A 13,410-nucleotide genomic window follows, 5' to 3' on the forward strand; every position below is an offset into this window, starting at 1 on the left:
TTATTTTTTCTTCTTACCGCGTCCATTTCCTTTAACCGGTTTGCAGAGATCAGAGTAGCGCTGCAAAATGTCGGTAAAGGTCTTGAACTCGTATGGATCCATCTTAGTAAAATTGATTTTGAAGAGTTTGCTATACATGACCATCTGAGCCTGAGTGACATTGTCGGCGGTCTTTAATTCCTCAAATGAGTCAAGGATATCGTCAACCGGTGTGGTTGCATCACCGGTTTCTGCATCTTTGCCATGGGCATCTCGTATAGCTTTTGCTATTTTGACAATGTCGTTTCCAAGAAGATTGTTGAAGTAGTTGTCTTCAGATATGGTTGCTGCTTCTAAGGTTTTCATGTAATGATCTTCATCGGAAATGCCTTTATTTTGAAGCCGAACTCTTGTCTGTTCAATCATTTTGTTGATGTTTCGAAATTGCATTCCGGCAAGATTATCAACGTAGATTTCCATGTCCGAAAGAAAATTTATAAAATCCGGGTGCTTAATCATTTCACAAATCAATCTGACATTAAGCTTCCCACTTTTTAGTAAATCTACAGTTTCATCATCCAGTCCAAGTTCATCTATAGGAAATATATGTTGTTCTCTATTTTCAGTAAGTCCCAGAAGATAGTCTGATGTTACTCCATAAAAATCCGCAAGTGTGATGATGGCCTTGTGAGAGATTTCTTTGTAATCATCTGTTTCATAATTTCCCAGTGATGCTCTGGATATTCCGGTCTGCTCTGACAATTCTTGCAGAGACAGGCCTTTTTCTATTCTTAAATCTTTTAGTTTTTCCTGAATTGATAATTTACACTTCAATGCTTTATTCCCCCAGTGCTTTTCCTAAAGTCCTTGTATATGTAAATCATAACAAAATGTAGGTTTGCTATAAATGATGAATTCTAATATCGTGGAAAAATTTGAGTAGAGCATCTATTTCCTACCTCTTGGATATACGGAGTTGGGCTTCTAAATCTTGGATAATTAGTCCATGAACAACGATAACGAGAGGAGGTGAAAAGCAAATGTTGTTAAATCAGGGATACGTTCCATGTAACAAACAGATTCATATCAAGATTCCCGAAAATGAATTACAAATGATTCACGACAGGATGGAGCAGATAGGAATCAAAAACATGAGCGCCTACATTAGGAAGATGGCAATCGATGGATATTACATCCACATTGATTTCAGTGAGTTATTAGAAATCATCAAACTTCTGAAAATTGACAGCAACAATATCAACCAGATTGCAAAAGTTGCCAATTCATGTGGCACTGTAGATAGCAAAACAATTTCTGATATGAAGGAGAATCATGAGCGAGTTTTGAAAAAGGTAGAAAAGACTTTCAACAAATACTTAGACATTTATTGACTTCGTTTTTAGCCTGCTTTGCAGGCGTAGCTTGTCGATGAAAATCGGCAATCAGGGGGATTGGGGGCGCACGACGTCCGGGGGACGTCGGCTTTGCGCGGACCGGAGTGGAACGGAGATCACTCCCCAACAAGCAAAATCGCATCAGGTGTACACCGATGCACTGCTTGCCAATTTGTGAAAGACTATAAAACTATGATGAAAGGGAGGAAAATATGGGAAGGAATTACTTTGAAAATCCATCTTGTAATGTAGCTTTTGAAAGATGCATCGATGTACTTGCTGAGCTAATTGAAAAGTATGCCGGTAAGTTTGCTATGGATGATATAGACTATGACTATTGCGTATATATTGGCAATACGCCGGTCACAATTGTTTATTCATACGAAAAAATTGGTAACCGACTCAAAGATTATTATAGGCAATGTTATCACAATCAAGACTCAGGGATGAAATCAGAAAAGAACATGTGCCAAAAAGCAAGTTGACAGTGACACAGTGCAGAATTACAATGGTGTCAGAAAGCGAGGTGGCACAAGATGAAGATTACAACTCTTGATGAAGCCCTTGAAAGAATAAAGGAATTAGAAAAAGAGGTTGCCGAGCTTAAGGCGGAAAATGAAAAGCTTCGAAAGCGTAACTTCGGTGGTCGCAAAAAACATGATGAAGCTTGGATGGCAGCATACAATGATTTCATGTTGAAGTATGAGAGTGGCATGACTCTAATGGAGATTGTGGCAGAGGGGGATGTCAGCAGAAGAACAGCCTATCGCTATCTGGCATATTATAAAGAACTGCAGAAAATTGCAGGGACTTCAAAAAGTGTTCAGAAGTGAACATTTTAGATTTAAGTTTAAGACGTAGAATCTTGAGGTCAAAAAATTTGACCTCAAGAATTGGAAAGGAAAATATGGACGATAAAAAGAAGGAAGTGGTCGAAAATACTGAAATAGTTCCAGTAGAAATCACAGAAGAACTCTTGAAAGAAAAACTATATGAAGTACGTGGTGTAAAGGTGATGCTTGATTCAGATTTGGCAGAAATATATGGATATGAAACCAAGAACTTTAACCGCCAGGTGAAGAATAATGCTAAAAAATTTGAGGGTGACGAGTTTATGTTTCGCCTTACAAAAACAGAATTTGATGAAATTTTGAGGTGCAAAAATTTCACCTCAAGTTGGGGCGGCTCGCGCTATACGCCTTATGCATTTACAGAGCAAGGCGTATATATGCTGATGACTGTTTTAAGAGGTGACCTTGCAATTAAGCAAAGTAGAGACCTAGTACGAACCTTCAAAAAAATGAAGGATTATATTTTAGGCAATCAGAATCTGATTGGACAGCGTGAGGTTATGCAGCTTTCAATACAGACCATGGAGAATACAACCGAGATTTCTAATCTTCGCATGAATCTTGGCTCCGTTGAAAAACAGATGTCCGATGTAATGGAACAGCTGGGGGAGGTAGTTACTAAATCAGAATTGGCAGATATGATGAATGGTTTTGTTAATAATGAAGATAATGGATGGCTTATGTTTAATACTAAGTATTGCAGTGCCGCTGTTGCTTATTCTTCCATATATAGCCAAGCGAAAAAGTCAATATACTTAGTCGATAACTATATAGGTCTTAGAACGCTGGTGTTACTGAAAAATGCGCCTGCAGGAACTGATATTAGAATATTCAGCGATAATATTGGGAGTGGTAAACTTCACAATGTTGAGTATACGGATTTCTGCAAAGAATATCCTAATATTAAACTCACCATGCAGCACACCGGTGGAATATTTCATGACAGATTTATTGTTCTTGATTACGGAACAAAAGAAGAACGTGTATTCTTATGCGGCGCATCGTCAAAAGATGCGGGTGGTCGAATCACAAGTATTGTAGAAGATTTTGGAATAGATAAGTATAAACCGATGATAAAGAAATTATTGCAAAATGGATTATTGCAACTTCCATAGGAGGATGTTCAAAATGAAGAAACAAACGAAATGCTATATCTACACTCGTGTTTCTACTGCAATACAGGTTGACGGTTATAGTTTGGATGCCCAACGTGATAAACTCACTAAATATGCTGAATATCAGGACATGGAAGTTGTAAAAGAATTTTCAGATGCAGGTTACTCCGGCAAAAATATAAATGGTAGACCGGAGTTCTCAAGGATGCTTGAAGAAATTGTTAGTGGTACGGATGGTGTGAGTTATGTCTTGGTGTTTAAGTTATCAAGATTTGGGCGAAATGCTGCTGATGTTCTCAGCTCATTACAGCTAATGCAGGGATTATTGAAAAACAGATACTATTGTTACCCCATACTTTATCTGTTAAAATCCCAAGTATGGGGACACAGGAAACTACAAACAAACTGAATAAGCAGAGAATGCTTTTATTAACAACTGTGCTCTTTACCCTGGCTACGCTGGTGGTGGGAGCACTTGTTTTTCGCTTTTATATGGCAGATTTCGGCAAGGCCTCAGAGGCTACCGAATATGATAAATACTACGTGATGATAACCGACAACTATAAGGCGGACTTCTGGCAGGCAGTGTACAAGGGGGCTTTCGATGCTGCCAAGGACCAGAACATATACGTAGATCTTTTGGGGCAGAACATTGCAGGTGACTACAGCTGCGAGCAGCTGATGAAAATTGCCATAGCATCACAGGTTGACGGAATCATAGTCTTTGCCAATGAGAGCGAGGAGATGACAAATCTCATAAACGAAGCAGATGATAAAGGGATACCGGTAATCACACTTTACGGTGACAGCACCAAATCCAAGAGACGAAGCTTTGTGGGCGTCGGAAGCTACAACATCGGAAGAGAGTACGGCAGACAGATTTTCAATATAATCAAGGAAAAGCGAAGAGAGGACTTTATAGAGTCTGAAAAGATGGGACACCGCAAGACCATGCAGATAGCGGTTCTTGTAAATACGGATTCCCAGGACAGCGGACAGAACATCATTATCTCCGGACTTCAGGAGACCCTTGATCAGGAAAATGCCACAAACTCTGAGTTTTCGATTTCGATAGTTCCTGTGGATAATAAGAATCCTTTTTCTGTAGAAGAGTCTATCAGAGATATCTTCCTAAATGATACAGTTCCGGATGTAATCGTGTGCTTAAATGAGCAGAACACAATCTGCGCATACCAGGCGGTTGTAGATTTCAACAAGGTTGGAGATGTTAATATCCTTGGCTACTACAACTCCGAATCCATCGTTAACGCAATTGATAAGGGTATAGTTTATGCCACAATTTCAATTGACACAAGACAGATGGGGCAGTACTGCATAGAGGCACTGTCAGATTTCTACGATTACGGGACCACCAGTGAATACTTCACTGCGGATGTAACACTTATAAACGGGAAAAATGTAGCTGAATATCTGATCAAGGAGGAGAGCGATGAATAGATTCTTTAATCTCCCCCTACAAAAGAAAATAGTCAGCATATACATGGCTGCCAACATCATCATTTTCATAGTAAATGTATTCCTGATACTGGGAATCAACAGCATGGCTTTGGATATGGAGATGGTCTATCAGGATAACAGACAGCTGAACGAGCTGGCCAATTCTCTGACAGAGGTTCAGGACAACATGACCAGTTACTTAAGCTCCAAGACCACGGACTCACTGGAGAGCTATTATAAAAGTGCCCAGACGCTTCAGAATCTCGCTGAAGAGCTGGACGGACCTGTGACGGATCAGTCGTTTAGCAGAATGAAGCGCAACATCAAAAATATGGCCATCAACTATCTGGATGGTGTTTCACAGACGGTTGAAGCAAAGCGCGGAAGAAATGTTGAAAAATACAGGACACACTACGAGGATGCGACAGAGCTCTACGAATACATCACAGCTTACATCGCAAGACTTAATAACGAGCAGTTTGTAAGTAACTCTGATCGCTACACGGAGCTTGCGAAAGCCTTCAGGACCTTTGAGAGCACCTCGATAATAGTCCTTACTCTTGTCATGATCGGTAATATCGTCAGTATCATCATAATAGTTGGGATGATGATAAATCCGTTAAAAGAGCTGGCATCTTCTGCCAATGAAGTAGCGGCAGGTAATTTTGATACCAAGCTTCCGGGGACGCCCTATCACGATGAGATAGGTATAGTTACAAAGGCCTTCAACAAGATGGTGGTCAGCATTAAGGAGTACATAATAAGGCAGCGCGAGAGTATGGAGAAGGAGCGCCTCATGCAGGAAAAGGAGCTCACCATGGAGGCTCACTTAAAGGACGCACAGCTTAAATACCTTCAGGCGCAGATAAATCCGCACTTCCTTTTCAACACCCTTAATGCCGGTGCACAGCTTGCAATGATGGAGGGCGCTGATAAGACCTACGAATATGTGCAGACCGTAGCGGACTTTTTCAGATATAATGTAAAAAATCATGAGACAGAGGTTACCGTTGGGGAAGAGGTAACCCTTGTTGATAACTACATAAGGATACTGAATGTAAGATTTTCTGGGGATATTCAGTATGAAAAGCAGGTGGATGAGAGATTACTCTCGATCGAAATGCCCAACATGGTGCTTCAACCAATAGTTGAAAATGCTGTGAACCATGGAATCAGGGAAATGGGAGATCAGGGCAGGATAACCCTCAGGGTATACAGGGAAGACGACGATGCCTGCATAAGCGTATGTGATAATGGTAAGGGTATAAGCCTTGTGGACATAGACCGCATTCTTGACGGAAGCTGGAGCAAGGATGAACAGCAGCATGATCACAACGGAATCGGAATGGTAAATGTAATTTCAAGACTGAGGCTTTTTACGGGAAAAGAAAATGCGGTTTCCATAAGGAGCGGAGGTATTGGAAAGGGGTGCGAGGTTCTGATAAGACTGCCGCTAAAATGATATTGGGAAGGTGTCAGCTTAGCTGACTAATTGGGGATTAGTAATAATGTATAGGATAATGCTAGCCGATGACGAGGGTATAGTCATCGATTCAATGAAATTTATCATAGAGAAGGAATTTGGTAATCTCTGTGATGTCGAATTCGCGAAAACCGGAAGAAGCGTAATAGAGCTTGCAGAGCGCTTCAGACCGGATATCGCCGTCATGGATATTCACATGCCCGGAATTAACGGCATAGAAGCCATGAAAGAGATCAAGAAATTTTCCGCAAATACAATTTTCATAGTAATGACAGCCTATGATAAGTTCGATTACGCAAAAGAGGCAATCAAGCTTGGCGTTCTCGACTATATCAATAAGCCCGTGGACAGGATGAAGATAATTGAAGTCCTGAAAAAAGCCATGGCTCAGATAGACAGAGAGCGTGAAAAGAGAAGTAACGACCTTATCATCAAGGAAAAGCTGGAGACCATCGAGCCCATAATCGAGAATGGTCTTATTTACGACATCCTTCTTCAGGAGCACTTTGACGAGGACATCAACAGCTACAAGACAATTCTTGGAATAGAAGAAAATTATGGCTACATGATGGCCATAGTCAGCGGTGATTCCCAGGAGGGAAACCACATGACCAACGCCATCGGAAGCTCGGTCAAGGTCTCCGGAAAATATCAGGAAATAAGAGAGGGTGTAAAGGAATTTTTTGACTGCAAGATCGGAAATGTAATGGCCAATAAGATCGCTGTTCTGGTGCCCTCCTACTCGCAGAAGATGGAATACGCCACAAGAACCGAGGTCGTGGATAAGGCAAGGGATCTTGCAAGGTACTTAAGGAAAAAGACCGATATAAAATTTCGCATTGGAATAGGAAAAATCAAACCCCTAAGAGAGCTTGGCGACTCCTATCACGAAGCCCTAAACGCACTTATTGCAACGACAGGAACCGTGGCCCATGTGGAGGACCTTCCCATAAGCTGCGACTATGATGAGGGCTATCCCATCGACCTTGAAAAGCCGCTTTTTGATGCGGTATCCAAGGGAGACCTGGACGAGGCTATAACCATAGCTAATAAATATGCGGACTGGATGAGCAATGCCGTAAACGGTGGCGACGTGATGGATATGCGTCTTAAGGTTCTGGAGTTCTCGCTGTATGCGGAGCGAATCATGTACTTAAACGGCGGACAGACCTACCACTACTCCGCAAGAAATCACTATCTTCCTGAGATAATGGCGCTTGATACGCCGGATCAGCTAAGGAGCTGGTTTATCGACAAGATATCCGCTGCCTGCAAGAACGTACTTATAAAGCGCGAGGAAAAGTCAACGGATGCCATAAAGATGGCGAAGCGATATATCGAGGAGAACTTTTCAAAGGACATCTCCCTTGATGATGTATCGAGGGTTGTTAATATCTCGCCCTACTATTTCAGCAAGATTTTCAAGGAGGAGAGCGGAAGTAACTTCATTGAATATCTGACAGGAATAAGAATAGAGAGGGCGAAGGACCTTTTGATCAATTCCGATAAATCCATGAAGGAAATCTGCTCAATGTGCGGATATACAGATCCCAACTACTTCAGCAGAAGCTTCAAGAAAAACGTTGGAGTAACCCCAACAGAATATAAGGAAGGAAAGTTCTCCGCAAGGCAGGCAGAAGAGACATGAAAATAAAAACGAATAGCATTTTTTTAATATTGAAAAGACTGACTGCCGTAGCACTGGCTATGACCATGGTGGTAGCGTGCCTTTGCGGATGCTCTACCGAGGAAAAGGGGCAGAGCGGTCAGAGTAAAACAGACAGCGATAAGATACAGATAGGAATGACCTTTGATTCCTTTGTTATAGAGAGATGGCAGAGAGACAGGGACGTATTCGTATCCATGGCAAAGGAGCTTGGCGCCGATGTAAACATCCAGAATGCCAACGGTGATGTGGCGGAGCAGAAAAGGCAGATTGAGTATTTCATCAAAAAGGGAATGGATGTCATCGTCATAGTCTGCATAGACTCTGCATCAGTAAGGCCAAACCTAAAGAGGGCAAGGGACGCCGGAATAAAGGTGATAGCATACGACAGACTGATAAGCGAAGCGGATGTTGATCTCTACATATCCTTCGATAATGAGAAGGTTGGAGAGATGATGGGACAGGCACTTGTGGACAACGGACTTACCGGCGGAAAAGTGCTAATGATAAACGGCGCTGAAAATGATAACAATGTCCCCATGGTCTGCACAGGTTTTGAAGCAGTCATGGAGGAGAATGGAAACGAGATTCTGGACAAATATTACGTGGAAGGCTGGAAGGCTGAACTGGCAGCTGATTACATCTACAGTAATATGACTAAGGTTATTGAGTGCGACGCAATAATGTGCGGAAATGATGACCTTGCAAGCCGCGTGGTTACGGCACTTTCTGAAAAGCGAATGGCAGGGAAAAAGATGGTTGTGGGACAGGATGCCGACCTTGAGGCGTGTCAGCGAATCGTCGAGGGAACTCAGCTTATGACAGTATATAAGCCCATTGAAAAGCTTGCCCAGAGAGCAGCAGAGTGTGCGGTCAAGATGGCGAAGGGCGAGGAAATAACACAGACCATAAGCGGGATAACAACCAAAAATGACGGAGCCTATGATGTTCCATATCTTAAGATAGATCCCGTAAGTGTAAATGCCGATAACATGGATGAAGTTATCATAAACAGCGGCTTTCACTTAAAGGAGGATGTATACTTAAACGTCCCCTCCAAGCTGAAAGAAAATTGAAGCCTTTTTGGTGATCGGGAAACCGTAAAGAATAGCACATTTTTAAAATTAAAGACTCTTATAGCAAAAAAATGCTATAAGAGTCTTTTTTTCGTGAACCCTGATTATAAAAATTTGAAGAATATCATAAATTATTCCTAAAATTACTGTGATAATGTATATCCTGTAAAGAGCGGGTAAAAATATCCGCAGGAAAATTTCTCAGAAAATTTCTCAATAGGGAGGGAAACAAAAATGAAGAGAAAACTTGTTAGTACTTTTCTTAGTGTAGCAATGGCTGCATCACTTCTTGTAGGCTGCGGCGGTGGATCTGCACCTGCATCATCTGACACACAGACATCAACAGAAACAACAACAGAGACAGCAACTGAGACAGAGGCTTCCACAGAGGAAACTACTGAGGCAGCTACAGAGGCTGAATCAACAGAAGAAGCTACAGAGGCTACTGAGACAACAGCTTCAGGCGGCGGTAAGGTCGGCGTAGCAATGCCTACTAAGGATCTTCAGAGATGGAACCAGGACGGCGAGAACATGCAGAAGCAGCTCGAGGAAGCTGGATATGAGGTTGACCTTCAGTATGCATCAAACGATATCGCTACTCAGGTTAACCAGATTGAGAACATGATTTCTTCTGGCGCTCAGGTTCTTGTAATCGCATCTATCGATGGTGATTCACTTGGAACAGTTCTTGAGCAGGCTAAGGAGCAGGGCGTACAGGTTATCGCTTATGACCGTCTTATCATGAACTCAGACGCTGTTAGCTACTATGCAACATTCGATAACTACATGGTAGGAACAAAGCAGGGTGAGTACATCAGAGATCAGCTTGATCTTGACAATGCTGCAGGCCCCTTCAATATCGAGATCGTAACTGGTGATCCCGGTGACAACAACGCTAGATTCTTCTATGGCGGTGCAATGGATGTTCTTAACAAGTACATCGACGAGGGTAAGCTCGTAGTTAAGTCCGGACAGAAGGAATTCGACGAAGTTGCTACAGCTAACTGGGCAACAGAGACAGCTCAGTCCAGAATGGACGCTATCATTTCTGCAAACTACGCTGATGGCACAAAGCTTGATGCAGTTCTTTGCTCAAACGATTCAACAGCACTCGGCGTTACCAATTCACTTGAAGCTAACTACACAGGCGATTGGCCGATCATCACTGGTCAGGACTGTGACGTAGCAAACGTTAAGAACATGATCGCTGGTAAGCAGTCAATGTCTATCTTCAAGGATACACGTACTCTTGCAGCTAAGACAGTAGAGATGGTTGACGCTCTTATGAAGGGCACAGAGGCTCCTGTAAACGATACAGAGACATATGACAACGGAACAGGTATTATTCCTTCATACCTTTGCGAGCCCGTATTCGCAGATGTAAACAATTATAAGGAACTTCTTATCGATTCTGGTTACTACACAGAGGATCAGCTTCAGTAATACTAATTGAATGTATTCTTTCGGGGCGGGTATTAAACCCGCCTCGAAGTATGCATTAAGTAATCACCCGGTGAGGTTCTTTCGAACCTGATGTACTACTTAGTTCTGGCGAGGGCTTGTCCCGAGAGCAGAACCTCAAAATTATAATGGGATAGGGTATCTATAAAAATGGAAAAGCAAATTGTGAAAAGGAGGGGTTAACTTGGCGAAGATCTTACTTGAGATGAAAAATATCACCAAAACCTTCCCCAACGTAAAAGCTCTGGATAACGTAAATCTCCAGGTTGAAGAAGGCGAAATCCACGCACTGGTAGGTGAGAATGGTGCAGGTAAATCTACACTGATGAACGTACTTAGCGGAATTTATCCGTATGGAACCTACGAGGGCGATATTATATATGACGGTGAAGTGTGTAAGTTTAACGATATCAAGGACAGTGAAGGAAAGGGTATCGTTATTATTCACCAGGAGCTTGCACTTATACCATACATGACAATTGCGGAGAACATGTTCCTTGGAAATGAAAGAGGAACAAAGTTTAAGATCAACTGGAACGAAACCAGTGATCTTGCACGTAAGTATCTTGATGTTGTCGGACTTAAGGACAGCACCGAGACATTGATTAAGGACATTGGTGTTGGTAAACAGCAGCTTGTCGAGATAGCGAAGGCTCTTTCAAAGAATGCAAAGCTTCTTATCCTTGACGAGCCTACATCTTCACTTAATGAGTCAGATTCACAGGCACTTCTTGATCTTATGCTGAAGCTGAAAAAAGAGCAGGGACTTACTTCTATTATTATTTCCCATAAGCTCAATGAGGTTTCCTACGTTGCAGACAAGATCACGGTTATCCGTGACGGATCTACAATCGAGACAATGACCAAGGGTGTTGATGACTTCTCAGAGGCCAGGATCATCAAGGGCATGGTTGGACGTGAACTTTCCGATCGTTTCCCTTCAAGAGAACATAATGTTGGCGATGTAAAGATGGAAGTTAAAAACTGGAATGTTTACCATCCTTTATATATGGACAGAAAGGTTGTCGACAACGTAAGTATCAACGTAAGAAAGGGTGAAGTTGTAGGTATTTCCGGACTTATGGGTGCAGGACGTACAGAGCTTGCAATGAGTATTTTCGGAAGAAGCTACGGCGAGAAAATTTCAGGACAGCTTACAATAGATGGAAAAGAAGTTGTATTAAAGAACGTACAGAGTGCTATCAAGCACGGACTTGCGTATGTAACTGAGGATAGAAAGGGTAACGGACTTATCCTTACAAATCCCATCAAGATAAATACAACACTTGCAAACCTCGAAGAGGTCAGCAAAAAGAGAATCATCGATAAGGATAAAGAGTACAAGGTTGCTGTTGATTATAAGGAAAAGTTAAATACCAAGGCTCCTTCAGTAGAGCAGAATGTAGGAAACCTTTCAGGTGGTAATCAGCAGAAGGTACTGCTTTCAAAATGGATGTTTGCAGACCCTGACATACTAATCCTTGATGAGCCTACAAGAGGTATCGACGTAGGTGCTAAATACGAAATTTATTGCATTATCAACCAGCTGGTAGCTGAGGGCAAATCAGTTATCATGATTTCCTCCGAGCTTCCCGAAATCCTCGGAATGTGCGACAGAATCTACGTAATGAACGAGGGCAGAATAGTAGGAGAACTCGATGGTAAAAATGCTACACAGGAAAAAATTATGACTTACATCTTACAGTCATCCGGAAAGAAGAAGGAGGTTAATCATGAATAAGGACCAGGTAATTGGCTTTATAAAAAAGAACACTATGATATTCGTTCTTATCATAGTATATGCATTTTTCTCATTTAGAACAGGCGGAGCAATTCTCCTGCCTATGAACGTTAGTAACCTTATTTCACAGAACGCATACGTATTCGTACTTGCAACAGGTATGCTGCTCTGTATTTTGACTGGTGGTAACATCGATCTGTCAGTTGGATCAGTTGTCTGCTTCGTAGGTGCTGTCGGAGCTACACTTATGGTAAATATGAAGGTTCCTGTATGGCTTTCAATTATCATCATGATCATCATCGGTACAGCAATCGGTGCATTCCAGGGCTTCTGGATCGCATTTGTAAGAATTCCTCCTTTCATCGTAACACTGGCAGGAATGCTTGTTTTCAGAGGACTTTCAAACGTAGTACTTAACGGACTTACAGTTTCAATCAAGGATAAGAGCTCATTTGTTAACCTCTTTGGTGGTGGTGCAGACTGCTACATACACGATGTTTTTGGAAATGGAACACTTAACCTTACATGTCTCTTTGCAGGACTTGTTGCTGCTGCACTTTTCATCATGATCCAGGTAAGCACACGTATGCAGAGATCAAAGAAGAACTATGAGGTTGAAAACTTCGGTGCATTTATCTGCAAGCTCGTTGCTGTATCAGCAGTAATCATCATCTTCTCTTACAAGCTTGCTCAGCACAAGGGTATTCCTACAGTTCTCATCTGGGTACTTGTAGTAGTTCTTGTTTATGGTTACATCACAAGCAACACAACTGTTGGACGTTACTTCTACGCAGTAGGTGGTAACGAGAAGGCTACAAAGCTTTCCGGTATCAATACAAACAAGGTTTACTTCCTTGCATACACAAACATGGGATTCCTTGCAGCACTTGCAGGAATGATCACAATCGCAAGACTTACATCCGCTCAGCCTACATACGGTCAGAACTACGAGATGGATGCTATCGGTTCCTGCTTCATCGGTGGAGCATCTGCTTACGGCGGAATCGGTACAGTTCCCGGAGTTATTGTCGGTGCGGTACTCATGGGTGTTATCAACCTTGGTATGTCACTTATGGGTGTTGATGCCAACATGCAGAAGGTGGTAAAGGGTGTCGTTCTTCTTGCAGCCGTTATCTTCGACGTTGTATCTAAGCGCGGCGGTAAGCTGATGGTTAAGAACTGATAA

12 protein-coding genes and 1 pseudogene are annotated in these 13,410 nt (G+C 42.1%); 12 read left to right on the forward strand and 1 reads right to left on the reverse strand.

What is annotated here, in order from left to right:
• On the reverse strand, positions 1–813 hold the full coding sequence (locus G601_RS0104295) for a helix-turn-helix domain-containing protein (protein WP_026664579.1): 813 nt from the start codon (positions 811–813) through the stop codon (positions 1–3).
• Positions 814–1,019: 206 nt separating this feature from the next.
• Here G601_RS0104295 and G601_RS0104300 point away from each other — a divergent pair, with 206 nt between their 5' ends.
• The 12 genes and pseudogenes from G601_RS0104300 to mmsB all read left to right on the forward strand — a co-directional run bounded on the left by G601_RS0104300 (position 1,020) and on the right by mmsB (position 13,407).
• Positions 1,020–1,370 (forward strand): plasmid mobilization protein, encoded by a 351-nt coding sequence (locus tag G601_RS0104300; RefSeq protein WP_026664580.1) that lies wholly within the window; start codon positions 1,020–1,022, stop codon positions 1,368–1,370.
• A 215-nt stretch (positions 1,371–1,585) separates the two neighbouring features.
• Positions 1,586–1,858 carry a hypothetical protein gene (locus G601_RS0104305; protein ID WP_026664581.1) on the forward strand — a complete coding sequence of 91 codons (273 nt, stop codon included), beginning with the start codon at positions 1,586–1,588 and terminating at the stop codon, positions 1,856–1,858.
• Positions 1,859–1,909: 51 nt separating this feature from the next.
• Positions 1,910–2,206, forward strand: a complete 297-nt coding sequence (locus G601_RS0104310) for a hypothetical protein (RefSeq protein WP_026664582.1) — start codon at positions 1,910–1,912, stop codon at positions 2,204–2,206.
• A 74-nt stretch (positions 2,207–2,280) separates the two neighbouring features.
• A complete protein-coding gene (locus G601_RS0104315; protein ID WP_026664583.1) occupies positions 2,281–3,339 on the forward strand; it encodes an ORF6N domain-containing protein in 1,059 nt (352 codons plus the stop codon).
• Between the two features lie 13 nt (positions 3,340–3,352).
• A pseudogene (locus G601_RS0104320) lies at positions 3,353–3,658 on the forward strand (recombinase family protein); the annotation flags it as partial.
• A 59-nt stretch (positions 3,659–3,717) separates the two neighbouring features.
• Positions 3,718–4,797, forward strand: a complete 1,080-nt coding sequence (locus G601_RS0104325; RefSeq protein ID WP_081673381.1) for a substrate-binding domain-containing protein — start codon at positions 3,718–3,720, stop codon at positions 4,795–4,797.
• A complete protein-coding gene (locus G601_RS0104330; protein WP_026664586.1) occupies positions 4,790–6,259 on the forward strand; it encodes a histidine kinase in 1,470 nt (489 codons plus the stop codon). The genes G601_RS0104325 and G601_RS0104330 overlap by 8 nt, the downstream gene beginning before the upstream one ends.
• A gap of 46 nt (positions 6,260–6,305) precedes the next feature.
• Positions 6,306–7,928, forward strand: a complete 1,623-nt coding sequence (locus G601_RS0104335) for a response regulator (RefSeq protein ID WP_026491082.1) — start codon at positions 6,306–6,308, stop codon at positions 7,926–7,928.
• 29 nt (positions 7,929–7,957) lie between these two features.
• Positions 7,958–9,022 carry a sugar ABC transporter substrate-binding protein gene (locus tag G601_RS0104340; RefSeq protein WP_026491083.1) on the forward strand — a complete coding sequence of 355 codons (1,065 nt, stop codon included), beginning with the start codon at positions 7,958–7,960 and terminating at the stop codon, positions 9,020–9,022.
• Positions 9,023–9,256: 234 nt separating this feature from the next.
• On the forward strand, positions 9,257–10,465 hold the full coding sequence (chvE, locus tag G601_RS0104345) for a multiple monosaccharide ABC transporter substrate-binding protein (RefSeq protein WP_026664587.1): 1,209 nt from the start codon (positions 9,257–9,259) through the stop codon (positions 10,463–10,465).
• Positions 10,466–10,667: 202 nt separating this feature from the next.
• A complete protein-coding gene (mmsA, locus tag G601_RS0104350; RefSeq protein ID WP_026664588.1) occupies positions 10,668–12,224 on the forward strand; it encodes a multiple monosaccharide ABC transporter ATP-binding protein in 1,557 nt (518 codons plus the stop codon).
• A complete protein-coding gene (gene mmsB / locus G601_RS0104355; protein WP_026664589.1) occupies positions 12,217–13,407 on the forward strand; it encodes a multiple monosaccharide ABC transporter permease in 1,191 nt (396 codons plus the stop codon). Before mmsA ends, mmsB begins: the two co-directional genes overlap by 8 nt.
• Positions 13,408–13,410: the final 3 nt, after the last annotated feature.

The organism is Butyrivibrio sp. FC2001 (assembly GCF_000424125.1).
GTDB lineage: Bacteria > Bacillota > Clostridia > Lachnospirales > Lachnospiraceae > Butyrivibrio.

What these genes read in the sequence shown, in the direction of transcription:
- G601_RS0104300 (WP_026664580.1), top strand. Translation starts at nt 1,020, where the DNA reads ATGTTGTTAAATCAGGGATACGTTCCATGTAACAAACAGATTCATATC.
- G601_RS0104305 (WP_026664581.1), top strand. Translation starts at nt 1,586, where the DNA reads ATGGGAAGGAATTACTTTGAAAATCCATCTTGTAATGTAGCTTTTGAA.
- G601_RS0104310 (WP_026664582.1), top strand. Translation starts at nt 1,910, where the DNA reads ATGAAGATTACAACTCTTGATGAAGCCCTTGAAAGAATAAAGGAATTA.
- G601_RS0104315 (WP_026664583.1), top strand. Translation starts at nt 2,281, where the DNA reads ATGGACGATAAAAAGAAGGAAGTGGTCGAAAATACTGAAATAGTTCCA.
- G601_RS0104325 (WP_081673381.1), top strand. Translation starts at nt 3,718, where the DNA reads ATGGGGACACAGGAAACTACAAACAAACTGAATAAGCAGAGAATGCTT.
- G601_RS0104330 (WP_026664586.1), top strand. Translation starts at nt 4,790, where the DNA reads ATGAATAGATTCTTTAATCTCCCCCTACAAAAGAAAATAGTCAGCATA.
- G601_RS0104335 (WP_026491082.1), top strand. Translation starts at nt 6,306, where the DNA reads ATGTATAGGATAATGCTAGCCGATGACGAGGGTATAGTCATCGATTCA.
- chvE (WP_026664587.1), top strand. Translation starts at nt 9,257, where the DNA reads ATGAAGAGAAAACTTGTTAGTACTTTTCTTAGTGTAGCAATGGCTGCA.
- mmsB (WP_026664589.1), top strand. Translation starts at nt 12,217, where the DNA reads ATGAATAAGGACCAGGTAATTGGCTTTATAAAAAAGAACACTATGATA.